The 23,921-nt window shown below is 50.8% G+C and carries 20 protein-coding genes; 9 read left to right on the top strand and 11 right to left on the bottom strand.

Features of this window, described 5'->3' with window-relative positions:
• Positions 1–9: 9 nt before the first annotated feature.
• Both JMW05_RS09630 and JMW05_RS09635 read left to right on the top strand, forming a co-directional pair.
• Positions 10–378, top strand: coding sequence for a Spx/MgsR family RNA polymerase-binding regulatory protein (locus JMW05_RS09630; RefSeq protein ID WP_201505050.1), 369 nt, complete (start codon positions 10–12; stop codon positions 376–378).
• Between the two features lie 124 nt (positions 379–502).
• Complete coding sequence (locus JMW05_RS09635) at positions 503–871, top strand: hypothetical protein (protein ID WP_201505051.1); 369 nt, start codon at positions 503–505, stop codon at positions 869–871.
• A 92-nt stretch (positions 872–963) separates the two neighbouring features.
• Here JMW05_RS09635 and JMW05_RS09640 read toward each other — a convergent pair whose 3' ends face one another.
• From JMW05_RS09640 to JMW05_RS09665, 6 genes are all read right to left on the bottom strand, one after another.
• On the bottom strand, positions 964–1,197 hold the full coding sequence (locus JMW05_RS09640; protein WP_201505052.1) for a hypothetical protein: 234 nt from the start codon (positions 1,195–1,197) through the stop codon (positions 964–966).
• A 37-nt stretch (positions 1,198–1,234) separates the two neighbouring features.
• Complete coding sequence (argB, locus tag JMW05_RS09645; RefSeq protein WP_201505053.1) at positions 1,235–2,146, bottom strand: acetylglutamate kinase; 912 nt, start codon at positions 2,144–2,146, stop codon at positions 1,235–1,237.
• A gap of 72 nt (positions 2,147–2,218) precedes the next feature.
• Positions 2,219–3,949 (bottom strand): phosphohexomutase domain-containing protein, encoded by a 1,731-nt coding sequence (locus JMW05_RS09650; protein WP_201505054.1) that lies wholly within the window; start codon positions 3,947–3,949, stop codon positions 2,219–2,221.
• A 21-nt stretch (positions 3,950–3,970) separates the two neighbouring features.
• Complete coding sequence (gene dut / locus JMW05_RS09655) at positions 3,971–4,435, bottom strand: dUTP diphosphatase (RefSeq protein WP_201505055.1); 465 nt, start codon at positions 4,433–4,435, stop codon at positions 3,971–3,973.
• Positions 4,436–4,560: 125 nt separating this feature from the next.
• Positions 4,561–5,961 carry a magnesium transporter gene (gene mgtE, locus JMW05_RS09660; protein ID WP_201505056.1) on the bottom strand — a complete coding sequence of 467 codons (1,401 nt, stop codon included), beginning with the start codon at positions 5,959–5,961 and terminating at the stop codon, positions 4,561–4,563.
• Between the two features lie 157 nt (positions 5,962–6,118).
• On the bottom strand, positions 6,119–8,152 hold the full coding sequence (locus JMW05_RS09665) for a UvrD-helicase domain-containing protein (protein WP_201505057.1): 2,034 nt from the start codon (positions 8,150–8,152) through the stop codon (positions 6,119–6,121).
• Positions 8,153–8,182: 30 nt separating this feature from the next.
• On the opposite strand from JMW05_RS09665, the gene JMW05_RS09670 reads away from it, so the two are divergent.
• Positions 8,183–8,422, top strand: coding sequence for a hypothetical protein (locus JMW05_RS09670; protein WP_201505058.1), 240 nt, complete (start codon positions 8,183–8,185; stop codon positions 8,420–8,422).
• Here the strand turns inward: JMW05_RS09670 and hemB are convergent.
• The 5 genes from hemB to JMW05_RS09695 form a co-directional block, all read right to left on the bottom strand.
• Positions 8,408–9,415, bottom strand: coding sequence for a porphobilinogen synthase (gene hemB / locus JMW05_RS09675; RefSeq protein WP_201505059.1), 1,008 nt, complete (start codon positions 9,413–9,415; stop codon positions 8,408–8,410). The two genes, JMW05_RS09670 and hemB, sit on opposite strands and share 15 nt — an antisense overlap.
• A 147-nt stretch (positions 9,416–9,562) precedes the next feature.
• Positions 9,563–11,308, bottom strand: coding sequence for an efflux transporter outer membrane subunit (locus JMW05_RS09680; RefSeq protein WP_201505060.1), 1,746 nt, complete (start codon positions 11,306–11,308; stop codon positions 9,563–9,565).
• On the bottom strand, positions 11,305–14,484 hold the full coding sequence (locus tag JMW05_RS09685; protein WP_201505061.1) for an efflux RND transporter permease subunit: 3,180 nt from the start codon (positions 14,482–14,484) through the stop codon (positions 11,305–11,307). The genes JMW05_RS09680 and JMW05_RS09685 overlap by 4 nt, the downstream gene beginning before the upstream one ends.
• 36 nt (positions 14,485–14,520) lie before the next feature.
• A complete protein-coding gene (locus tag JMW05_RS09690) occupies positions 14,521–15,915 on the bottom strand; it encodes an efflux RND transporter periplasmic adaptor subunit (RefSeq protein ID WP_201505062.1) in 1,395 nt (464 codons plus the stop codon).
• 772 nt (positions 15,916–16,687) lie between these two features.
• Positions 16,688–17,710, bottom strand: a complete 1,023-nt coding sequence (locus JMW05_RS09695) for a polyprenyl synthetase family protein (RefSeq protein ID WP_201505063.1) — start codon at positions 17,708–17,710, stop codon at positions 16,688–16,690.
• Between the two features lie 345 nt (positions 17,711–18,055).
• On the opposite strand from JMW05_RS09695, the gene rplU reads away from it, so the two are divergent.
• The 6 genes from rplU (at position 18,056) to JMW05_RS09725 (ending at position 23,827) form a co-directional block, all read left to right on the top strand.
• Positions 18,056–18,367 carry a 50S ribosomal protein L21 gene (gene rplU, locus JMW05_RS09700; RefSeq protein ID WP_201505064.1) on the top strand — a complete coding sequence of 104 codons (312 nt, stop codon included), beginning with the start codon at positions 18,056–18,058 and terminating at the stop codon, positions 18,365–18,367.
• Between the two features lie 103 nt (positions 18,368–18,470).
• Positions 18,471–18,728, top strand: a complete 258-nt coding sequence (gene rpmA, locus JMW05_RS09705; RefSeq protein ID WP_199506753.1) for a 50S ribosomal protein L27 — start codon at positions 18,471–18,473, stop codon at positions 18,726–18,728.
• Between the two features lie 428 nt (positions 18,729–19,156).
• Entirely contained in the window at positions 19,157–19,840 is a 684-nt protein-coding gene (gene lolA / locus JMW05_RS09710; protein WP_201505065.1) for an outer membrane lipoprotein chaperone LolA, read from the top strand.
• A gap of 174 nt (positions 19,841–20,014) precedes the next feature.
• Entirely contained in the window at positions 20,015–20,455 is a 441-nt protein-coding gene (locus JMW05_RS09715) for an HIT family protein (RefSeq protein WP_201505066.1), read from the top strand.
• Between the two features lie 328 nt (positions 20,456–20,783).
• On the top strand, positions 20,784–21,914 hold the full coding sequence (locus JMW05_RS09720; RefSeq protein ID WP_265090613.1) for an MFS transporter: 1,131 nt from the start codon (positions 20,784–20,786) through the stop codon (positions 21,912–21,914).
• Positions 21,915–22,150: 236 nt separating this feature from the next.
• Positions 22,151–23,827: a fatty acid--CoA ligase gene (locus JMW05_RS09725; RefSeq protein ID WP_201505067.1), complete on the top strand. Its 1,677-nt coding sequence runs from the start codon at positions 22,151–22,153 to the stop codon at positions 23,825–23,827.
• Positions 23,828–23,921 lie beyond the last annotated feature (94 nt).

Genomic DNA, 23,921 nt, shown 5'->3' on the forward strand with positions numbered 1-23,921 from the left:
GGAATACTTATGAGCATCACCATCTACGGCATCAAATCATGCAGCACCATGAAAAAAGCGTTTACCAAGCTGGATGAGCTGGGCGTCAGTTATGACTTTCATGATTATAAAAAACAAGGCATTGATAAAGCTACTGTACAGCGCTGGGTCGCGGATTTGGGTATCGATAAAGTGCTCAACAAACGCGGAACCACATGGCGCAAGTTAGAGGACGAACAAAAAGCGGCTGCTGATGCGAGCGAAGATGCCGCTATTGACTTATTGGTTGACAATACCAGCATGATTAAGCGTCCGATTTGTGAAGGCGCGTACCAAGGGCAGACAGTGCTATTGTGCGGCTATGATGAAGCGCAATATCAGGATGTGTTTGGTCAATAATTGCTGTGTGAAATAACGGTGTATTAATAGATATTTGTTTAATAGACGCCTATAATAATGCTAAAAGTATGTTTGCTTTATGATAAAGGCAAGCCATCAGCATATCAGTACAGTAGAGGTATTTATGACAACATTATCTATTAAAAGTATGGCAGCCGCTGCCTTAATCATGGCGTTTGGCAGCGTTAGCGCACACGCTGCCGAGAGCAGCACCAAAATCACCTTTCCTAAAGACAGCTACTGCGGTAGCTTTGCCGGTGATATACAAGACGGCAAAGTGTTCCGCTTGTGGCTCAGTCCACAACAAAATTTGGTGGTCAGTAATATCGGTGATGACCAAATCAGCGTAGCGTATGCCTCAGACGGCAAGCAGCGCTTGGAAGGCGACCGCTATGGGGCAGACACCAGCTTTTATACCAAACGTAAGGGCAATCATTACGTCAAGGTTTATGGCAACAGCCATCACAGCGCCGTTGATTTTTGTGTGTATTAAGCGATTTACATTAATAAAAAAAGGTCGTTACCCATCATGGATAACGACCTTTTTTATGACGACAGTATTTAGCGCAGGCGTTTTCAGGTATTTTAATAGCCCCTTAGCGCAGGATAGATAAGCCCAAGTACAAACCAGACTGTGCCAAACAGCCAAATAATCAGCACGTACAAGCGGATTTGCTCTGCACTCCAGTCGAGGGCAAACCAGTCAATCAGAAAAAAAGACTTCCAGCCCTCTATCCATCTTGCACCGCCATAGCCGATAATCCACCAAGCGTAGAGGCTATATACGGCAAACAGTACTGTCCAAAGCCAAGTTGCCATAATTTCCTCATGATGGTGAAAAAGTTGTGTGCTGGGTTTAGCTCAGCGCCGAGTCCACATCGCGGCTGATAAGCGTGCCCACACCTTCATTGGTAAAGACTTCTAGCAAGGTCGCGTGCGGCACACGACCATCAACGATGATGGCGCTTTTGACACCGCCACGCACCGCGTCCAGCGCACATTGAATCTTGGGTATCATGCCGCCTGAAATCGTACCGTCTTCAATCAGCTGATCGACTTTTTTAGGGGTCAGCCCTGTGACCACTTCGCCATCACGTCCAAGCACGCCTTTGATGTTGGTCAGCAGCATCAGTTTTTCTGCTTTTAAAAATTCTGCCACTTTACCTGCCACAAGATCGGCATTGATGTTGTAGGTATTGCCTTCGTTATCGACACCGAGCGGGGCGATGACAGGGATAAAGTTGGATGAAATCAGCATACGAATCACTTCTTCATTGACGCTGACCACATCGCCGACAAAGCCCAAATCAATCGCTTGCGTGCTGCCATCTGCGCCGATTTTTTGCATCAGCATTTTTTTGGCGCGAATAAGATTGGCGTCTTTGCCCGTCAGACCGATAGCGCGTCCGCCGTGCTTGTTAATCAGATTGACAATCGATTTGTTGACGCTGCCGCCCAGTACCATCTCGACGACATCCATGGTGCTCTTATCGGTCACGCGCATGCCATCGATGCGGTCAGATTGACGCCCCAGCTCTTTGAGCAAGCTGTCCACTTGTGGACCACCGCCATGCACCACGACAGGGTGCATACCGACCGTTTTTAGCAAAACGATATCGCGGGCAAAAGAGCTTTCAAGCTCAGGGTCGGTCATGGCATTGCCGCCGTATTTGACCACAATCAGCTTGTCTTCATAGCGCTGAATATAAGGCAGCGCCGTGGTCAATACTTCAGCGGTGATTTTGGCTTCATCTAAATTAAGCGACATGATAAAAAGCTCCTTAAACAGTCGGTCGATAATAGTAGCATAAGCGCACCCATTGGTGGGCAGGGGCGCGGCTTAGGTGGCATCAATGGTGGCAATCTGCGCGGCCAGCTCAGCATTAAACGGCTGGCACAAACGCACAAAGCGCGCCTGAATTGAGTGCAAATCCGCCGCACTGTCGCCAGCAAAGCGCACGGTCAGGCTGTGGCTGGTATTTGATTGGCGCAAAACACCAAAGCCACGGGCAAAGTCGAGGCGGATGCCATCAATACAGCAAATGCGTGTGTCTTTGGGCAATATCTCAGCCGCGCTGTCATCAAAAGCGGCCTTTGCCGAGGCAAGACAGCAGCAGGTATCGGCATGCTGCCCCGCTGAAGTCATGGTCGCGCACGCTGCATGGTCGTGCTGTAGATACTGGCATAGGCTGGTGAGGTGCTCGACGATAGAGCAGCTGTCTTGGTGCATGGTCGGCATCGGTAAATAATGGTCAGCGGTACTGACCAGTCGCGGCAAATGCTCGGTAATGTCGGTCAACTGGCGCTGCGGGTTGGTACGCGGTGCGCCCCATACGTCTAATGTCTGGCGCGGCATATTGGCAATCGGGTCGTAGGCAGGCGCGTAAGCCAGCCAAAACAGCAAGCGCAAACTGGCATAGAGGGCGTCGTCATACACCATAAAATAGCCATCATTAAAAATAAAATGCCCTGACAGCTCCCCTGCGAATACGGCGCAGTCAGGGTCAGCTTGTAGATGTTGACGCATCAAGCTGCTGCCCGTGCGACTCATCACCGACTCTGCACCCTCAGCCAGCAGTAAAGTAGATAAATGATGGGCGCATTTGACATCGAACATGACCTTGGGGACATGCTGGCTTACGGGGCGATCGGTAATGGCAATGTGCGCGAGCAAATACAATAAGTGGTCTGGCGCGACCAGCTTGCCGCTATTGTCAATCACCATCAAACGGTCGGCATCACCATCGAACGCCAGACCCATATCGGCACGGTTTAAGATGACCGTTTGCTGTAGCTCGGCAAGGCGGTTGGGCTCAGTGGGGTCAGGGTTGCCTGTCGGAAAGTCGCCATCAGGCGTCTCATTGAGCAATAATACCTGCCGACAGTAGCGCTGAAACACCGCAGCTGCCACCCGTCCGCTGGCGCCATGCATACAGTCGACCACGACCGTCATGTCAAATAAGGATACAGGGTGTGTGGTTGCGGCTTTGCTGGACAGTATAGAAGGTATGCCCGATGGTGCGCTTGGGTAGCGCGCATCGGCTAAGTCTGCCAGCACTTGATGCAGGCTTTGGGTGTAGGTGTCGATGACCTGAGCAGGTGGTAGCGTGACGATATGCGCGGTAAGTTCAGTCAGCGGCGCTACGGGCAGCTGTGGCGTGACCATCAACGCATCACGCATTGCCAAAATAGCCTCACTGCTCGGTGAATGATGCGCGTGCATCCACTTGATGCCCAAAGTGTCTTTGTGCGAGTGGCTCGCCGTCACCATAATGCCGTGCCCCTCATAACGCGCCGCCCAAAACGCCATCATCGGTGTGGTAATCAGTCCAAGGCGAATCACCTGCACCGACGATGCCAGAACGCGGGTGAGCGCATCAGCAATGTGCTGACTGCCGTGGCGGGTATCATAGCCGATGACCACACGCGCTCGAGGATTAGTAGGCTCAAGCTGATATAACGCGCAAAACGCACGCCCTAATGCATCGATAAAATCGGAGGTAAAATACTGCCGCGCACCACGAATATCATAAGCACGAAATAAAGAATGCTGAGCGGCAAAGGCTGGCATTACCCCCTCCTTAATGGTTGGCTACTGGCGACCAGAATGCCCAAAGCCGCCTGCACCGCGTGCGCTCTGTTCGCTAAATTCTGTCACCACCTCAAATTCTGGACGCACCACAGGCACAATCACGTATTGCGCCATACGCTCGGCAGGCGCCAATACAAAGTCGGTATCGCTACGGTTCCAAATACTGACCATCAGCTCACCTTGATAATCGGCGTCAATCAGACCGACCAAGTTACCAAGGACAATACCGTGCTTGTGTCCAAGTCCTGAGCGCGGCAAAATCATGCCCGCATAATCAGGATTGTCGATATACACCGCCAGACCCGTACCCACAAGGTGCGTACTGCCTGCTTTAATGGTCAAAGGTGCGTCAATACAGGCGCGCAAATCAATACCCGCCGAGCCATCGGTGGCACGTGTGGGCAAAGAAAATGCCGCATCTTCCATGATTTTTGGATTTAATACTTTTACTTGTACAGTTTTCATAATACACCTAGAAAATGGTAAAACGGATGGAAATAAACAATTGATAAACACAAAAAAGACGCCGAATGACCGCTTGTCGGACGCATAAGCAAGTAATCCGTGTGTATCGAATCAGCGTCTGCGCTCTATAGCAACAACACGCTGGCAAGTCCTAAAAAGGATAAGAAACCGACAATGTCGGTGACGGTGGTCAAGATGACCGACGCAGATAGGGCGGGGTCGATATTCATGCGTTTTAGCATCAGCGGGATACCGATACCTGAGACATTTGCCGCCGTCATATTGATGGCGATGGCGCAGGCAATAACCAGACTGATTTTGATGTCTTGGAACCACAACTGCGCAATGACGCCCATAATCACCGCCCAAATAACGCCATTGATTGCGCCGACCCACATCTCTTTATTAAACAGCCACCAGCGGTTTGAACCCCCGATTTGACCCATTGCCAAACCACGAATCACCACCGTGAGTGTCTGCGAGCCTGCAATTCCGCCCATGCTGGCGACCACGGGCATCAGTACTGCCAGCGCAACGACTTTTGCCAGCACCGCTTCAAACTGCCCAATCACCATCGCGGCGAGCAGCGCCGTCGCAAGGTTAATCCCCAGCCACACGCTACGGCTTTTGGCACTGGTCAAAATCGGCGCGAACAGCTCTTCATCTTGGCTGACACCCGCTAAGCTTTTCATGGTGCTGTCGACATCATCTTGGATAATCTCCATGATGTCCTCGGCGTTTAGCTGTCCGACCAGCTCATTGTGCATATTAATGATAGGCGCAAAGCGAATGTCCTCAGAACGAAAAATCGATGCCGCTTCTTGAATATCCATACGGTCATTAATGGCAATCGCAGGGTCAATAAAGCTTGAGACCATCTCATGTTGCTCATGTTTAATCAAATCGACCAAACTGAGCAAACCTAAAAGCTGCTGCGCATTGTCCACGACCAGCAGCTCTTGGCTTTGGTCATCGAGCAAGTCTTCATTACCGCGTAGCCAGTCTTGTACTTGACCTAAGCTGATGTTGTCATGCACCTGAATGATGTCAGGGTCCATGTAGCTGCCGACTTCCCAGTCTTCGTAGGTGTCGAGCTTATTGACCTGAATGCGCGTCTCTTCATCAAGCGTCGCCATCACCGAGCTGCGCACCGTATCGTCCACGGTATCTAGAATCTCGGAGATGTCTTGCGCGTCAAGGTCTTGGGTGAATAAGGAGATTTGCTTGGGCGTGATGTTTTCCATCAACGGCTGACGGATGTCATACTCAAGCTCAGCCAGCACTTCACCTTTGAGATGCTCAGGCACTTGCGCCCAAATCAGCTCACGGTCTTGGGCGGGGAACGACTCTAAAAGGTTGGCAATCTCATATTTGGACTGCGCCGCCAAAAACTCGGTAATGGCGGCGTATGCGTCATCTGCCACCAGCCCTTGTAGATATATCAGCTTATATTCGGCGCTATATTCTAAAGGGTTGTAATCGCCCTGTAGCGTGGTTGGGCGCTCAGGGGGTGTGGCAGTTGGCATAATCACTCCAAAATTTATCAATAAAATCAGTAATCACATCAGATAAGCAATCACGTAAACAGTTCTTAAAAAATAGAGGCACTTAAAAAATAAAAGTACCCAAAAATCACATCAACAAGCAGCGCATTTACTTTAAATCAAAACGTTTCAACAGCGCTTAGCGATTGCCGAGCATGGCGCGGATGTTTGCTAGATACTCATCCGCGACCGCCGCAGGGTCTTTTTGTGCTTTGGCTTTTTTGGCTTTGGCAGGCCAATCGATATGGTCTTCGGGCAGCTCTTCTAAAAATCTTGATTCCGAGGTCACGCGCATCTGACCACCGCCGCGACGCTGAGAGGCGAGGGTCAAGGTCAGCTCGCGCCGCGCACGGGTAATGCCCACATACATCAGGCGGCGCTCTTCTTCAATGGTTTCGCTGAGTATCGAGTTGCGGTGCGGCAGCAGCTCTTCTTCTAAGCCCATGATATAGACAAAATCAAACTCTAAGCCTTTTGCCGCGTGCAAGGTCATCAGATTCACCTTGTTGGTGTTTTCTTCTTCTTGCTGCTGCTCGAGCATATCAAGGAGTACGAGCTTACGAATAATAGTATCAATGGTGCGCTCGTCATCCTCATCCGCGTGATTGATCAGCGCTTGAATACTGCTGTACAGCATTTCGATATTATCAAGGCGGTTTTTTTCTTGTTGCGGGGTTTTGGCATCGCCGCGCACAAAGTCAATATAACCCGTCTCATCAATCATCTGCCGCACGATGGGCACAGGGTCGGGGTGCTGGTCAAGCTCGCGGGTATAATGCTCGATAAATTCGCCAAATTCTTTAAGCGTACTGTACGCCTTAATCGGCAACACATGCCCCAAGCCGCCATGCGTACAGGCGGCAAGCAAAGACACGCTGTGCTCTTGCGCGAACAGCCCGAGCTTTTCAAGGGTCGCAGGTCCCATACCGCGCTTTGGCGTATTAATGATACGCAAAAAGGCACTGTCGTCTTCGGGGTTTAGAATCAAGCGCAGATAGCCCATGATGTCTTTGATTTCACTACGCGCAAAAAACGACTGACCGCCTGAGAGCTTATACGGCACTTGCATTTGGCGCAGCTGCGCCTCTAACATACGCGCCTGAAAGTTACTGCGGTAAAGGACGGCGTATTGCTCCCATTCATTACCAAAGCGCAGTTTGTGAGTGACGATTTCTTTTGCCACGCGCTCGGCTTCGTCATCATCGTTACGGCAGTTGATGATACGGATTTTTTCGCCGTGTCCTTTGTCTGACCACAGCTTTTTTTCAAAGATGTGTTCGTTATTGACAATCACCGCGTTGGCTGCGGTCAAAATGCGGCTGGTCGAGCGGTAGTTTTGCTCAAGCTTGACCACTTTTAACTTAGGAAAATCGTCTTTAAGCAGTGCCATGTTTTCAGGCTTTGCGCCGCGCCATGCGTAAATCGACTGGTCATCGTCACCGACCACGGTAAAGCGACCTTCTGGACCGACCAAATATTTAATCATCTCGTACTGCGCGGTGTTGGTGTCTTGATACTCATCGACGAGCAGATAGCGGATACGGTTTTGCCACTTGTCGCGCAGCTCACGATTTTCACGCAAGATTTTGGTCGGTAAGACAATCAAATCATCAAAATCCACCGCGTTATACGCGCGCAAATTACGCTCGTATAAAGCATACAGCGTAGCAAAAATCATGTCCTCAGGGTCTTCTAAGGTATCGGCGGCTTTTTCTGGCTCGACCAAGTCGTTTTTCCAATCGGAGATAAACTTGATGGCTTTGCCCACCAGCTCGCGACTCTCTGCGCCACTTAAATTGTCGCGCATCATCAGCTCCATCAAGAGGCGTTTGCTGTCGTCGCTGTCCATGATTGAAAAGTTGCCTTTTAGCGGTGTGTGTATCAGCTCATAGCGCAAAAACTGCAAGCCAAATTGGTGAAAGGTTGAGACCGTCAGCCCGCGTGTTTTTTCACTGGGCAATAGCTTACCGACACGCGCCTTCATCTCGCGCGCCGCCTTATTGGTAAAGGTCACGGCGGTGATGCGCTCGGCGGGCATGTTGCAGTCTTCAATCAGATACGCAATTTTGCGGGTGATGACCGACGTTTTACCTGAGCCTGCACCTGCCAGTACAAGCAGCGGTCCTGACACATAGAGCATGGCTTCTTGTTGTTTGGGATTGAGTTGACTCATAAGTAAACCTACAGCATAAGCAAAAAAACGATGAGCGCACCGCAGCACGGGCAGCGCGTGAGCAATCAGTGGTATGGACAGTCATTAATCAAATGGGGTTGGTTCGGCGCAGCCATTATAAAGCAAAATCAAAGACTTTTGGGCGCGGATGCGGGGTTGTCGGCGGGGTTTATTGACGCGGTAGGCACAAAAAAACGGCTGGGAAATCAAGCATTGATGTCCCAGCCGTTGACGCTTTTGTTGCTTAGCGTGTGCTTACGCGTTGTTTAACTGACGCGCGGCCTCTAGGGCAAAATAGGTCAAGATGCCGTCTGCGCCTGCACGGCGAAAACCGATTAAGGACTCCAAAATCACCGCATCACTGAGCCAGCCGTTTTGAATCGCCGCCATGTGCATCGCATACTCGCCTGAGACTTGATAGGCAAAGGTCGGCACGCCAAAGGTGTTTTTGACTTCACGAATCAAATCAAGATACGGCTGACCTGGCTTGATCATCACCATGTCTGCGCCTTCGTTGATGTCCATCGCCACTTCGTGCAGCGCTTCGGCACGGTTGCCAAAGTCCATTTGGTACTGTTTTTTGTGCCCGCCTTTGAGGTTGCCAGCACTACCGACCGCATCACGGAAAGGACCATAGTAGGCAGAGGCGTATTTTGCTGAATACGCCATGATTGCAGTATTGGCAAAGCCTTCGGCTTCAAAAGCATCACGCATGGCACGGATACGCCCGTCCATCATGTCGCTCGGTGAGATGATATCTGCGCCAGCGCGGGCGTGAACGAGGGCTTGCTTGACCAGCACCTCGACGGTCGCGTCATTGACCACATAGCCGTCATCATCGAGCAAGCCATCTTGACCGTGCGAGGTGTAGGGGTCGAGCGCCACATCGGTCATCACCACCATTTCGGGCACAGCGTCTTTGAGCGCGCTAACGGCACGCGCCGCAAGCCCATTGGCATCATACGCCGCTTCGCCATTGGCGGTTTTTAGGCTGCCATCAACGACAGGGAAGATATCGATGGTGGTCACGCCTTCGGCAAGCAATTCTTTGGCATAGCTAATTAGTAAGTCAATTGATAAACGCTCGACGCCGGGCATGCTTTTGATGGCTTCGCGTTGGTTGCTGCCTTCTAAGACAAACACAGGCGCGATAAAGTGCTTGGGGTGCAGCTCGACTTCACGAATCATGGCGCGCACATTGTCGTTATAGCGCAGGCGGCGCAGGCGAGTTTGCGGAAATTGACGGTTAAAGGTATAGCTCATAAATCAATCCTTATAAAAGTTCTTATAAAAAAGACAAGCAGGCACATCATAGACCCAATTGCTGAGCAAAGGCACTGTGATAACCAAAAATGCACAAAGCCCCACCCGTGGGTGAGGCTTTTTGGGGTAGACAATCAGCCCATTTGCTTACGGCTGCGTGGTAGTTTTGGTCAATGTGCCGACCGCCGCATCAGCATTGCCATCGTTGTTGATATCGACCGCTTGTTCTGGGTCAAAGGACACTTCAGTCACAGGCGTGTCTGATTTAATAGCGATGGCTTCAGGTACGCTGACCACGCGCGCAGAGCTTGCCGCTTTGACAGCTTCGGCGGCTTTGGTTTCGCTACTGGTTGCCGCGGTGTGCAGATTTGCCAAGTTGGTGTACTGCGGCGTTGGGATAGCGGTTGGGATGTCAAGGTTGGCACCGCCGCCGAGCGCTTGGTACAGCTCGATTTGGCTGATGAGTTTTTGCAGTTCTAAATCCAAAATACCTTGCTGGGTCGCAAACAGCGAGCGCTGCGCGTCAAGCACGTCCAAGTAGTTGTCCAGACCCGCTTTAAAGCGCGCGTTGGCAATGTTAAAGGTCTGCTCGTAGTTGTCCTGCAAGCGGTACTGCGCCTTTAAGCGCTCATCGAGCGTACTGCGGGTGGCCAGCACATCAGAGACTTCTCTAAATGCCGATTGGATGGCTTTTTCATAGCTGCTGAGCGCTTGTTTTTGTTCAATCTGCGCCACTTCATAGTTGGCGTCCAAACGCCCTGCATCAAAAATCGGAATGCTCAGGTTCGGGCCAAACGACCAGCCGACCGCATTGCTGCTGACCAAATCACTCAAACTGCTGCTGCTGATACCCACACTGCTGGCAAGACTGATGGTGGGGTAGTAGGCCGCGCGCGCCGCTTCGATATTCGCGCCCGCTGCTTTTAGGCTGTATTCCGCTTGCAAGATATCAGGACGATAGCGCAGCAGCTCACTTGGCAGACCGGCATTAAAGATGCTTTCGCTGGCGATGTTGCTGACTTGCGGCGCAGGCAACAGCTCATCTGGAATCGGCGTACCTACAAGAAATTGCAAGGCGTTACGCGCGGTCAATACCGTGCTTTGGGCGCTCAGTACCGAAAGCTTGGCGTTATCAAGCGCTGCGCTGGCTTGTAGTGAAGGCAGCTTGGCATCGACGCCCGCTTTAAAGCGCTCATTGGCAATGAACAATGACTGCTCACGACTTTTGACGGTCGCTTGCGCCAGTTGCAGCTGGGCTGCGCCATAGCTGAGATTGGCGTAGCTTTGCGCGATATTACTGATAAGGCTGATTTGGGTCGCGTCTTTGGCTGCTGTGGTCGCCAAAAAGTTCTGTAGCGCTTGGTCTTTTAGACTGGCGATTCTGCCCCAAAAGTCCAGCTCATAGCTTGCCAGACCCAGATTGACATTATAGTTGCTGTTACTGCTTGAGTTTTGACCTTGACGTGTATAGCCTGCCGTACCGTTGATGGTCGGCAAGTCATTGATGTCCGTGATTTGATACTGCGCGCGCGCTTTTTGGATGGCGAGACGGGCATTTTCAAAGTCTTTGTTGTTATCAAGACCCATGGCAATCAGCGCCTTGAGACGCTCATCGCTATAAAAGCTCTGCCAGCGGGTGGCGGCAATACTCGGCTGCGCGCCTGTGCTGACGGTTTTGGCGTCATAGGCTTCATACGTCTGATTGATAGGCACGTTTGGCTGTGCCAATACAGGCGTATTATTGGCCTTTGGAATGGTGTTACAAGCACTGATACTGGCGGCAAGCGCGGTCAGTGCAAGGATGCGGCTTGGGCGTACCAAAGACGGACGTAGGCGAGCAACCGCAACGCTTGACTGAACGGCGCGCGGCTGAAAAAAGGAACGAAAACTCATCGTGTGTTGTCTCCAAAACTGGCTGGCTGATAAGCGTCGTCGTCTTTTGGCGGCTTATCATAATGATGCGGGAAGATGCCCCGCACCCAAACATAGAACATAGGAATAAAGAAAATACCCAGCAAGGTGGCACTAATCACCCCACCAAGGACACTGGTACCGATGGCGTTTTGGCTGCCTGAGCCTGCGCCGTTTGCCAAGAATAATGGCACAACCCCAATACCAAAGGCAAGCGAGGTCATGATGATGGGACGCAGGCGCTGGCGTGCGGCGGTCATCACAGCCTCTTTAAGACTGTAGCCTTCTTCTTGGTGGTCTTTGGCAAATTCGATAATCAAAATCGCGTTTTTGGCGGACAGACCAACGACCGTCAATAGACCCACCTGCAAGTAGATGTCATTGGCAAAGTCGCGCAGCCACGTAAACACCGCAGCCCCCAAGACCCCAAGCGGAACGACCAACAGTACCGAGAAGGGGATAGACCAGCTCTCGTACAGCGCGGCTAGGCATAAGAACACCACCAAAATCGAGATGGCGTACAGCATCGGCGCTTGTGCGCCTGACTTTTGCTCTTCTAATGACAGACCTGTCCACTCATAGCCGACGCCCTCAGGCAATTTGGCAATCATGTCTTCCATCGCGGTCATGGCATCGCCACTACTGAGACCAGGCGCGGCCTCACCTTGGATATTCATCGATGACAAGCTGTTATAACGGGTCAAGCGCGGTGACGCCATCTCCCACTCACTGCTTGAGAACGCATCGAACGAAATCATATTGCCAACATCGTTACGTACGTACCATTTGCCCAAGTCTTCTGGGTTGGTACGGCTGCTTGGCTCACCTTGCACGTACACGCGCTTGATGCGACCACGGTCGATAAAGTCATTGATATAGCCTGAACCCCACGCCGTTGAAATCACACTATTAATGGTCGATAAAGACAAGCCATAAGCGGCGGCTTGTTCTTGATTGACATTGACTTTGAGCTGCGGCGCGTCTTCTTGACCGTTTGGACGGACTTGGGTCACTTGGTCGCTTTGCGCCGCCATGCCTAAGAGCATGTTACGGGCTTCTAATAGACCATCGTGCCCGATATTGCCCACATCTTGGAGCATCAAATCAAAGCCGCTGGCATTACCCAGCTCCGTGATGGCGGGCGGTACTAGGGCAAAGACTTGCGCTTCATTCAGCTGCGTGACAAAGTAGCCCATCGCGCGTCCTGCAATCGCTTGCGCGGTGTTGTCATCGCCAGTACGCGCGTCCCAGTCTTTTAGACGGACGAAGGCAAGACCCATGTTTTGCCCTTGACCAGCAAAGCTAAAGCCTGCGATGGTAAAGACTGAGGCGACGTTGTCTTTTTCTTGCGTATGGTAATAAGTGTCGATTTTATCCAGCACTTCTTGCGTGTCGTTAATCGGCGCACCTGCGGGCAGCTGCACGATGGTCAGCATGATGCCTTGGTCTTCTTCGGGTAAAAATGAGCCAGGAATGCGCAAAAATATCAGCGCCATGATACCAATGATGGCGGCATAGCCAATCAGGTAAAGCCACTTAAAGCGAAAGCTCTTGCCAACAAAGCGTTCGTACGAGCTGCTCGCCTTATAAAAACTGCGGTTAAACCAGCCAAAAAAGCCTTTTTGCGTGTCGATATTGCTCTTGTCATGGCTTTTGCTGCGTTTTAGCAAAGTGGCACAAAGCGCAGGGGTAAAGACAAGCGCCACCGCGGCTGAGAGCACCATACTGGTAATCAAGGTAACGGCAAACTGACGATAAATCACACCCGTCGAGCCACCAAAGAACGCCATCGGTACGAATACCGCCGATAGAATAAGCGCGATACCGATAACGACTTTACTAATCTCACCCATCGATTGAATGGTGGCGTCTTTGACTGAGATGGTCGAATCTTCTTCCAAGATACGCTCGACGTTTTCCACCACCACGATGGCATCATCGACCAGTAGACCAATGGACAGTACCATCGCAAACATGGTCAACACGTTGATACTAAAGCCTGCGATATACAGTACCGCAAACGTACCGAGCAAGACCACAGGAACGGCAAGGGTAGGGATGATGGTCGCGCGCCAGTTTTGCAAAAATATGAACATCACGATAAAGACCAGCACAATCGCTTCAATCAGGGTTTTCACGACCTGCTCGATAGACAGCTTGACAAAGGGCGTGGTGTCATAAGGAACGACTGAGCTTAGACCTGCTGGGAAGTTTTGCTCCAGCTCCGCCATACGCGCTTCGACCGCTTCACGGGTTTCTAGCGCGTTGGCACCTGCGGCAAGGCTGATACCCATACCCGCGGCTTGTTTGCCGTTATATAGCGAGACCACGCTGTAGTTTTCACTGCCAATCTCGACATCAGCGACATCGCCCAAGCGTACCTGCGCGCCTGTACTGTCGGTTTTTAATAAAATATTTTCAAACTCTTCAGGCGTTTGCATATAGCTTTGTAGCGTTACTGTCGCACTGATGACCTGACGGTCGGTGTCGGCAGGCGCTTGCCCGAGCTGACCTGCTGAGACTTGCGCGTTTTGTGCCGATACCGCGCTGACCACGTCAGAGGGCATCAGGCTATAACCACGCAGGCGCTCAGGGTCGAGCCAGATACGCATGGCGTACGCTGAACCAAAGACCTGTACGTTACCCACGCCTTCGACACGGCTGATTTGGTCCACCACGTTGGAGTTGATGTAATCGGCGATGTCGTTACGGTCCATGCTGCCATCAGAGATGAATGCTTGTACCATCAAAAAGCTGCTGGAGGACTTATTAACATTGACCCCTTGGCGCTGTACTGATTCTGGCAATGAGGTCATTGCCGCTTGCAATTTATTTTGCACCTGTACCTGCGCGGTATCAGGATCGGTACCGTTCTCAAAAGTCAGCGTCGTTGAGGCGCTGCCGTTTGAAGCACTCGAGGAGGACATATACATCAGACCATCGAGCCCTTTCATGCGCTGCTCGATAATCTGTACCACCGAGTTTTCAACCGTTTGCGCATTGGCACCTGGATAGGCGGCGCTCACCGTGATGGTCGGCGGCGCGATGCGCGGGTACTGCTCAATCGGTAGGTTGAGTACCGATATCACCCCGATGAGCATGACCAAAATCGCCATGACCCATGCAAAAATAGGGCGATGAATAAAAAAACGTGACATGGTAAATCCCTAAGTCTTTACTGGCTTTAAATGAGGTTATTTCGCGCCTGCGGTGTCGTTATCGTCTTGTTGCATGGCCTTTTGCGCTTGCTGTGGCGTCTTGGCATTGGGCGCACCTGCACTTGCAGCACTGGCACTCGGCGCGCCTGCACTGCCGCTGTCCTCTTGATACGGCGCTACTTTTACCTCTTGCTCAGGCTTGACCTTAGCGCCACCGATGATGACCACTTGCTCACCTGCTTTTAGACCGTCGGTGACAATCCATTTGCCCTCATAAGTGCCATTGACCGTGACGGGACGTATTTGGATTTTGTTGTTGCTGTCCACCACATACACTTGGGTTTCACCTTTTGGTGAGCGGATGATGCCGCTTTGCGGTATCAAAGCGGCGTTGGTCAAGACGCTTTGGGTCAAGCGCGCGGTCACGTACATACCAGGCAGCAAGACGTTACCGTTATTGGGGAATACTGCGCGTAGGGTCACTGCGCCTGTAGACTCATCGACTCTGGCTTCAGAGAGCGCCAGCTGCCCACGAACGGGGTAGACGCTGCCGTCTTCGAGTACCAGCTCAACGCTATTCACACCTGCTTGGGCATCGCCTTTTGATATTTGCTCACGCAGCTTGAGCAAATCAGAGGACGATTGACTGATATCGACATAAATAGGGTCAAGACGAGAGATGGTCACCAACGGGTCGGCTTGGCTTGCGCTGACCAGCGTGCCTGCGGTTACATCTGAGCGACCCGTACGCCCTGTCAATGGTGCGCGCACGATGGTGCGGTTTAAATCCAGAGAGCTGGCGCTCAAGGTCGATTGGGCGCTTTCGATACCTGCTTTGGCGCTCTCGATACCCGCTTGCGCTTGACCTGCAGCGGCGCGCGCACTGGCTATTGCTGCCTGTGCGGTGCGTACTGCGGTTTTTGCCTGCTCATACTGCTGGTCACTGATGGCATCAATGGCGACCAGTTTTTCCATACGTGCTAAGTCATCTTGTGCTTGTGCCAACTGCGCTTGCTGGCTTGCGATTTCAGCCTGTGCGTTGGCTCTGTTCGCCAGCGCCGTCTGATAGTTGGCACGCGCTTGCTGTACCGCCGCCTCACCATTGGCAATAGAGGCAGTGTAGTTGTCAGGGTTGATGCGGTATAGCGGCTGGTTTTTCTTCACCACGCTGCCTTCGCGGAACAACACCTCATCAATAATGCCACTGACCTGCGGACGCACATCGGCGGTTTGATAGGCGGCGGTGCGCCCAGAAAAAGTCTGTACTTGAGGCACAGTCTCAAAACTGACAGTCTGGACGTTGACCACCGCAGGCGGCATTTGCTGCGCGGCAGCGGCGGCCTCTGCGTCGTCGTCTTTACTGCTACAGCCGACCAATACCGCGCCAGAAAGTACAGATGCTATTACAAGCGCAAGATAAGAGTGCTTCATCAATGTCCTCGGTAATCTTATAAAATAAATAGTGATGGTCTGTTCAATTTGTAGTTTGAGGTCACATCGCAGAGTGGGTGCAAAAAAATTGCTCGGCGTTGCCCAATACGGCAATCGACATAAAGCGTACGACACCCATGCCCAACAAAAATGCATCAAAGAAAAACGATTATTATAAACTATAGGGTATACCCCACAGTCAAGCCGTTATAAAAAGGACTGGACGCCACGATATTGACAAGGATATAAGGAATAGTGTAGTCATCCCTGATAACAAAGGCGTTACACGAACAAACGAATGAGAAACTTTGCAATAACTTATGCGGCAAAAGATTGTTATTTTTTGTTATAAGTGTCTGCTTGCCGCGTATTTCATAGGGGTAGGGAGCCAAAATGGCGTAAAAAAGTGCTTTGTACTCAAAATGAGACTTTTTGCAATGAAAAATTGCAAATAAATGCAAGTAGCGCGGTCACAGGTAATTTGTTCAACCTATTTACACGTTTAGATATGCTATAAGGCGCTGATGAAAGGTTTAGTTTTGTTTAAAAATGATTTAAAAATCGTTGCTTCTAAGGCAGCGGATAGGATGAAACAAACGTGAATATTTAGAGAGGCGGACAGCTAAATTTATGCGGTAACTGCGCATAGTAAATCAGAATAGTGAGTGCTTATGTACACTATAAATCATGGCGCTGCCTATAACAAAAAGCGGCATCACCTTTACCGATGACACCGCTTGTGGCGATATAAATACGCGCAGTCTGGCGACGCTTATACCAAGCGCGCGCTGGCAAGCTCGGTCAGTTGATACAAGCCTTGGCGATACTGGTTGTCAGGCAGTGTCTCTAGCGCCTGTTGTGCCAGTGCCGTCTCTTCGAGTGCCCGCGTACGGCAATATTCTAGCGCGCCTGATTCACGTACCAAGGCAATCAGCGCCGCCGCGTCATCGGTCTTGCCCGTTTGCACCGCGATACGCAGTTTATCAAAGCCTACTGTGTCATTATCTTTGAGCAGCGCTAACGCCTTAATCGTTGGCAAGGTAGGCTTGCCTTCTGCCAAATCATCGCCCAAGTTTTTGCCCATCACTTCGCTATCGCCGCTGTAGTCGAGCACGTCATCAATGATTTGAAAAGCATTGCCAAAATGCTGCCCAAAATCGGCAAGCGCATCCAAATGCTCAGTTTTGTCTTGCAAAATCGCCGCGCCTTGCGTCGCCATCATAAACAGACGCGAGGTCTTGCCATCAATAATGGCAAGATAATCCGCCTCAGTCGCGCTGGGGTTGTGCTGATGCTGGAGCTGCAATACTTCGCCCTCAGCGATGTCACACGTACCGTCTGAAAACAGCTGCAACAGCGGCAGGCTTTGAAAGCCGACCAGCAAATTAAACGCCCGTGCAATCAGATAATCCCCGACCAGTACCGCGGTGGCATTGTCCCACGTGGCATTGGCAGTTGGCTTACCGCGGCGTTGACCCGACTCATCAATCACATCATCATGCACCAAGGTCGCAGTGTGCAGCATCTCGGTGATGGCCGCCAGATGCATCGCCTCTTTGGACGGCACATCGTTTAGCATACGCGAGCAGAGCAAGGTGATTAGTGGGCGCATGCGCTTGCCGCCTGCATTAATCACATGCTGCGAGACACTCATCACCAGTTGCACTTTTGAGTTTAGGCTGCCGAACACCTGCTTGTCCATAATCTCAAAATCATCAGCAACGATGCTTTGGATATCGGCATAGCTTAAAGACGTTGGCGCGGTCGATGGGCGAGATAATGGGGTACTGGTCATAAATATATCGTCACAATCAAAAAAATGGCAAAAAGAGAAAAAGGAATACAATCGGTAGGGCGGCATACAGCCAAATAAAGGCAGCCCCAACAGGCGCTCATAATAGCATAGCCCTTATCCAAGCGCGGCGCGAATCTGGCATACGCACACAAAATACCGATAAAGCTGAGCCCAAGCGCGGTAACGGGATGTTTTTACTGTTGTTTTCGGCAAAAAGCGGGCTGCTGGCTTGATTTTATCAGCAAAAAGACGTAAAATTTTGCCTTTAATTTTTCCCTGTCGTGTTCGTTGATGAAGCGCTGGTATCATATCAGCCACGGCACACGGGTTAAGCGGAGTCATATCATGTACGCAGTAATCAAAAGTGGTGGCAAACAGCATCGCGTTGTTGTTGATGAGCTATTGAAAGTTGAACTACTAAAAGCTGAAGCCGGCGATACCGTTAAAGTTGAAGACGTATTGATGATCGTTGACGGCGATGACGTAAAAATCGGTCAGCCAGTCGTTGCAGGCGCAAGCGTTGAAGCGGAAGTAGTGAAGCATGGTCGCGGCGAAAAAGTTCGCATCATCAAGCACAACCGTCGTAAGCATTACCACAAAGAGCAAGGTCACCGCCAATGGTACACCTTGTTAAAAATCAAAGCCATCAACGCTTAATATCTGACAATATCGTATTTTAAGAAATACTGTATTCTGGTATTGGCCATTAGGCTTTAACGATATCGCACCGCGATACTCACATTAACAAGGAGATTTTCTCATGGCACATAAAAAAGCTGCCGGTTCGACTCGTAACGGTCGTGATTCAAACCCAAAAATGCTTGGTGTAAAAGTATTCGGCGATCAAGCCGTTGTTGCTGGCAACATCATCGTACGTCAGCGCGGCACTGAGTTCCACGCAGGCGAAGGCGTTGGCATGGGTCGTGACCACACTTTATTCGCGCTAAATGACGGCGTTGTTAAATTTGCAACCAAAGGCAAATTCAACCGTCGCTACGTGAGCGTAGAGAGTGCATAAGCACCACTAATAAATGCCTGCTGATTAACGGCATTTATTGATAAAACCTTCATAACTTCGGTTGTGAAGGTTTTTTTATACACCACCGTATATTAAGCAACAAAAGTCGATATGAATACCCAAGTCAGCGCCGATAGGTTGCCGTTACAAGGCTGTATCAGGCGTGTAGTAATGATTGCAATTGAAGACTAGGCGCGTAATAAAAAAGCTGGCACACTGTGCTTATCGATTGGCAGGTGCCCTGTTTATTATCGATAGCTTTATTAAAAGTCTTTTTTTATCATAAACTTATTTATGATAAACAAGATGTTAGTAAAGCAGATGACAAGACAATAGGCATCGCCAAAAAAAGCAAACCGCAGCCTAAATGCTGCCATCGACTATTGATGATTGTTGTATATTTATTTTTTTAAGATGAGAGGATTATCATGACGGTATCAACCAACAGCACAGTAAAACAAAAACTAATGAGTGGCGCGCTTGCCGGTGTATTGATGACCACTATCGGTGTCGCAGCGCCTATGGCAGCGATGACTCAGAGTGCCAATGCTGCTGCCGCTGACAATATGGTCGCAGCCAAGCGCTTGAACAGCCTATTGACCAATACTAAGAGCATGACCGCCAACTTTACCCAAACCACCAAAGGCGCAAAAAACGGCACGTTTAAGGGCACCATGAATGTCCAGCGTCCAAACCGTTTTCGCTGGGAAACCAAGTCGCCATCAGAGCAGTTGATTGTCGCCAACGGTAACGCGCTGTGGGTGTATGACAAAGATTTAGAGCAAGTCACCAAGCAAAAGGTAGACAACCAAGTGGGCAACACGCCAGCGCTATTGCTATCAGGTGACCCAAGCAAGATTGATAAAAACTTCAAAATCACGCAGCCGTACAACAGCAAAAACTATTATGTGTTGTATCCAAAATCAGGCGATGCCAGCTTTAAGAGCCTATCGGTCAGCTTTAGCGGCGGCAAACCTGTGATGATGGTGCTAAACGATTCATTGGGTCAAACCACCTCAATCAAGTTTAACAACATTAAGCTGAACCCAAGCATCAGCAGCAGCCAGTTTAAATTCACCCCACCAAAAGGTGTGGACGTGATTAACCAGTAAGACGAGCACGACGACAGATGATAAAAAGCAGGCCTTTGGGTCTGCTTTTTTTATGCGTATCGTTTGTGGCAATATGGGGCGCTTGAGTAATGCGTGCTAAGATGTAACGCGGTCAAAAAAATTATCCACCCATACAATAATTTTTTATTATCTGTTTTTTATAAGGACATCTTGATGAGCGAACAAGCCCAATCCCCAAGCTACGATAATGACAACATCATCGCTAAAATCATTCGCGGTGAGATTCCATGCCACAAAGTCTATGAAGATGATAAGACGCTAGCCTTTATGGACATCATGCCGCAAGCGACAGGGCATGTGCTTATCGTACCGAAGACAGCGGCGGTTGAGTTGAGTGATTTGCCGATTGAGGATGCCGCTGCGGTGATGACCACTGCCAAAAAAGTCATGCAGGCGCAGCGCGAGGTATTCAACCGTACCGGCATCGTGCAGCTACAGCTCAACAGCGCAGAAGCAGGGCAGTCGATATTCCATTACCACATGCACTTGATTCCGACCAATGTACACGAGCTGGGCAAACACGCCAGCACCAGTGCTGACCATGGCGCGCTTAGCGATATCGCCGCTAAGCTCTCTGCCGCCATTCAAGCATAAAGGCAGGCACGGCATAATGTACAAGCGTTAGATGACGCGCGCTGGGTGCAGGTATTTGCGCCCAGCGACCACTGATTTTGTGCGATGCATTGTTGCGGCGCACGTTACAGTCAGCACGCAAGCTACTGAAATCTGACAGATATGCTATGATGGCAAGCTGCTTTATCGGTCAGTGATGCCTTGCATGACTGTTTTTTTTCACCCAAACGTCGTCTTGACGTGCCATACAGTCAGTTGCCTTGTGAAACATTCTAATACCGCCGCGCACCCCTCGACCCCCCAAGACCAAGCCCCCAACCCTTCGTGGATTGTCAAATTGACCATCGGCATGATTGGCATGTTTGCCTTTTTGCAGGTGTATTCTATTCAGGCGATTTTGCCCGTTTTGATGGTCGATTTTTTAGCCACCGAAGTGCAGGTGGGGATGATGGTGGGTGCGACAGTGATGGCGATTGCGCTGATGTCGCCGTTTTTGGGCATGCTCTCAGATGCGATAGGGCGCAAGTCCTTTATCGTGGGTGCGCTCTTGTTCTTAGCCATTCCTACTGCGCTGATTGCCTTAAGTCCAAGTATTGGCTGGCTGGGTGTGCTGCGCTTTTTGCAGGGGCTGTCGGTTCCTGGCATTACGGTGGTGACCATCGCCTACGTGGGCGAGGAGTTTGAAGGGAAGGCGCTGACCAGCCTCATGTCCTTTTATGTCTCAGGGACGGTGTTTGGCGGCTTTATGGGGCGCTTTTTGCTTGGGCACATGCATGAGCTGATTGGCTGGCGCAATGGCTATTATGTGATGGGCGTGATGACGCTGATTGGTGCTGCGTGGGCTGCCAAGGCTTTGCCGCAGTCGCGCCGCTTTGTGCCTAATGCCAACTTTGGCTCAGCCATACAGACCCTTGGCGCGCATTTGACCAGCCGCTATGTGGTGACTGCCTGCTTGCTTGGGGCGTGTGTGCTGTTTTCCTTGGTCGGCTGTTTTACCTTTATCAATTTGCATTTGGCAGAAGCACCCTACAATCTCAGTACAGGCGCACTGGCCAATATCTTTGCGGTATATTTGATTGGGGTGATTATCACGCCGCTATCGACCCGCTTATTACAGCGCTTCGGCGCCGCGCGTACCGTCTGTGCTGCGGTCATCATGTCGATGTGTGGGGCGCTATTGACCCAAGTGACGCCGCTGTGGGGCATTGTCGTTGGCTTGACGATTATGTCCTCAGGGGTATTTATCACACAGTCTGCGACCATCAGCTACATCGCGGTCAATGTCAAAACAGGGCGCTCGCTGGCATCAGGGCTGTATTATATGGCGTATTACGCAGGCGGTACGGTAGGCGCTTGGGCGTGTGGTTTGGCGTATGCGGCGGGCAGCTGGCGTGGAACGGTCATTTTGCTGTTAATCGTGCAGACACTGGCGCTGTTGATTGCAAGCTTTGGCATGATAAAAACCAAGCGCTCGACGTAGGATACATTCATTATAAACGCGCTGGCAGTGCACAAAAAATACAGACACTGCCAGTAGCATCGCAAGCCAAGCAAATCTTCGCCTAAACAAAATGGCGAACGCCTCAGGGCACAGACGCCCCATATCTTCGCTTTACTTCACATTTGTTTTTCCCTACCATCAAGACATGACGGCTTTTTAGCAGATGACAATGATGTCGCGTTATTTTTATACTGCCCACACAAGGAAGTTGCCCCATGTCCATCATGTACGACAGTGCGCCTGACGCCTACGCTTATCCTTTATTAATCAAACAACTGCTCAACCGCGCCAAAGTCGCGTCTGCTGACCAAGAAATCGTTTATGCTGACAAACAGCGCTTTCGCTATGCTGACTTTTTTGTGCGTATCGCAAAGCTGGCAAACGTGCTGGCAGGTCTGAATCTTGAGGCGGGTGATGTGGTGGCGGTGATGGATTGGGACAGCCACCGCTATCTTGAATCCTACTTTGCGGTGCCGATGTCACAATATATTTTGCAGACTGTCAATATTCGCCTCTCGCCAGAAAAAGTCCTTTATACCATCAATCATGCCAAGCCCAAGGTGCTGATGCTCAATTCTGAATTTGCGCCGCTGGTCAAAGACTATCAGTTTGACAATTCGAGCATTGAGCACATCATTTGGCTTGATGACAATGGCGTGACGGCGGACAGCGTTTTTGATGCGTCACAAACCCGTCTGGTGGGTGAGTATGAGGCGCTGCTCGATGCCGCTAAGGACAGCTTTAAGTTTCCTGACTTTGATGAAAACACCATCGCCACCACGTTTTATACCTCAGGTACGACAGGCGACCCCAAAGGCGTGTTCTTTAGCCACCGCCAGCTGGTGCTACACACCATGGCAGAGGCCGCTTCGCTCGGTATGCTCCCCGACAAGCAAGGCGTGAGCTATGGTGATGTGTACATGCCGATGACGCCTATGTTCCATGTACACGCGTGGGGCTTTCCTTATACCGCCACGATGATTGGTCTAAAACAAGTCTACCCTGGACGCTATGTTCCTGAGCGCTTGCTTGATTTGATTGTGAGTGAGCAGGTGACGATTACCCACTGTGTGCCGACCATTTTACAAATGCTGCTTGAAGCGGCAGGCGCGCGCGATACGCAGTTTGCGGGTTTAAAAATGATTATCGGCGGCTCAAGACTGACCGAAGGCTTAGCAACCACAGCGTTGGCACAAGGTATCGAAATTTACACAGGGTATGGCATGTCAGAGACCGCACCGCTTATCAGTCTGAGCGCCTTTTCTATCGATGAGCCTAAAAAAACAGCCGATGAAGATATCAGCCGCCGCTGCATGACGGGCGCGCCTGTGCTTATGGTTGAGGCGCAGGTGTGGGGTGAGGACAGCACGCAAGCGCGCGTGGGCGAGAGCAACACTGGGGAGCTGGTACTGCGCGCACCGTGGCTTACGCAAAGCTATTTTAAAAACCCAGACAAAGGCGCTGAGCTGTGGCAAAACGGCTACATGCACACCCAAGATATTGCCTATATCACCGAAGATGGCGTGATTAAAATCACTGACCGCCTAAAAGACGTTATTAAATCGGGCGGGGAATGGATATCGTCACTTGAGATTGAGACCATCTTATCCTTGCACCCTGCGGTGGCTGATGTCTCGGTGATCGGTGTGCGCGATAAAGAATGGGGCGAGCGCCCTTTAGCACTTGTCGTGCTCAAACCAACGCACCAAGACACCACAGCAGAGGACATTATCGAAGTGGCCGAGCAAGCGGTCAGTCGCGGCATCATTCCTAAATACGGCATTCCGAGCCAATTTGAATTTGTGGATACCCTGCCCAAGACCTCCGTTGGCAAACACGACAAAAAAGTCATGCGCGAGATGTACGGCGATAGCGCGCCCAAACCGCAATAACTGCCATACAACAAGCCATGTAGTAACACCGCATAAAAAATGAGACGTATTACAGTGGTGTTGCTATGTAGAGCAGGGGACAGGGTATTTTATG

The organism is Psychrobacter aestuarii (assembly GCF_904846035.1).
Taxonomy (GTDB): Bacteria; Pseudomonadota; Gammaproteobacteria; order Pseudomonadales; family Moraxellaceae; genus Psychrobacter; species Psychrobacter aestuarii.

Excerpts from the sequence above, each read along its gene's own strand:
- hemB (WP_201505059.1), bottom strand. The coding sequence starts at position 9,415 with ATGAGCTATACCTTTAACCGTCAATTTCCGCAAACTCGCCTGCGCCGC.
- JMW05_RS09640 (WP_201505052.1), bottom strand. The coding sequence starts at position 1,197 with ATGGCAACTTGGCTTTGGACAGTACTGTTTGCCGTATATAGCCTCTAC.
- JMW05_RS09720 (WP_265090613.1), top strand. The coding sequence starts at position 20,784 with ATGATTGGCATGTTTGCCTTTTTGCAGGTGTATTCTATTCAGGCGATT.
- rpmA (WP_199506753.1), top strand. The coding sequence starts at position 18,471 with ATGGCACATAAAAAAGCTGCCGGTTCGACTCGTAACGGTCGTGATTCA.
- rplU (WP_201505064.1), top strand. The coding sequence starts at position 18,056 with ATGTACGCAGTAATCAAAAGTGGTGGCAAACAGCATCGCGTTGTTGTT.
- JMW05_RS09715 (WP_201505066.1), top strand. The coding sequence starts at position 20,015 with ATGAGCGAACAAGCCCAATCCCCAAGCTACGATAATGACAACATCATC.
- mgtE (WP_201505056.1), bottom strand. The coding sequence starts at position 5,961 with ATGCCAACTGCCACACCCCCTGAGCGCCCAACCACGCTACAGGGCGAT.
- JMW05_RS09650 (WP_201505054.1), bottom strand. The coding sequence starts at position 3,949 with ATGCCAGCCTTTGCCGCTCAGCATTCTTTATTTCGTGCTTATGATATT.
- JMW05_RS09695 (WP_201505063.1), bottom strand. The coding sequence starts at position 17,710 with ATGACCAGTACCCCATTATCTCGCCCATCGACCGCGCCAACGTCTTTA.
- dut (WP_201505055.1), bottom strand. The coding sequence starts at position 4,435 with ATGAAAACTGTACAAGTAAAAGTATTAAATCCAAAAATCATGGAAGAT.
- JMW05_RS09630 (WP_201505050.1), top strand. The coding sequence starts at position 10 with ATGAGCATCACCATCTACGGCATCAAATCATGCAGCACCATGAAAAAA.
- JMW05_RS09680 (WP_201505060.1), bottom strand. The coding sequence starts at position 11,308 with ATGAGTTTTCGTTCCTTTTTTCAGCCGCGCGCCGTTCAGTCAAGCGTT.
- JMW05_RS09665 (WP_201505057.1), bottom strand. The coding sequence starts at position 8,152 with ATGAGTCAACTCAATCCCAAACAACAAGAAGCCATGCTCTATGTGTCA.
- JMW05_RS09670 (WP_201505058.1), top strand. The coding sequence starts at position 8,183 with ATGAGCGCACCGCAGCACGGGCAGCGCGTGAGCAATCAGTGGTATGGA.
- JMW05_RS09725 (WP_201505067.1), top strand. The coding sequence starts at position 22,151 with ATGTCCATCATGTACGACAGTGCGCCTGACGCCTACGCTTATCCTTTA.
- JMW05_RS09635 (WP_201505051.1), top strand. The coding sequence starts at position 503 with ATGACAACATTATCTATTAAAAGTATGGCAGCCGCTGCCTTAATCATG.
- JMW05_RS09685 (WP_201505061.1), bottom strand. The coding sequence starts at position 14,484 with ATGTCACGTTTTTTTATTCATCGCCCTATTTTTGCATGGGTCATGGCG.
- JMW05_RS09690 (WP_201505062.1), bottom strand. The coding sequence starts at position 15,915 with ATGAAGCACTCTTATCTTGCGCTTGTAATAGCATCTGTACTTTCTGGC.
- lolA (WP_201505065.1), top strand. The coding sequence starts at position 19,157 with ATGACGGTATCAACCAACAGCACAGTAAAACAAAAACTAATGAGTGGC.
- argB (WP_201505053.1), bottom strand. The coding sequence starts at position 2,146 with ATGTCGCTTAATTTAGATGAAGCCAAAATCACCGCTGAAGTATTGACC.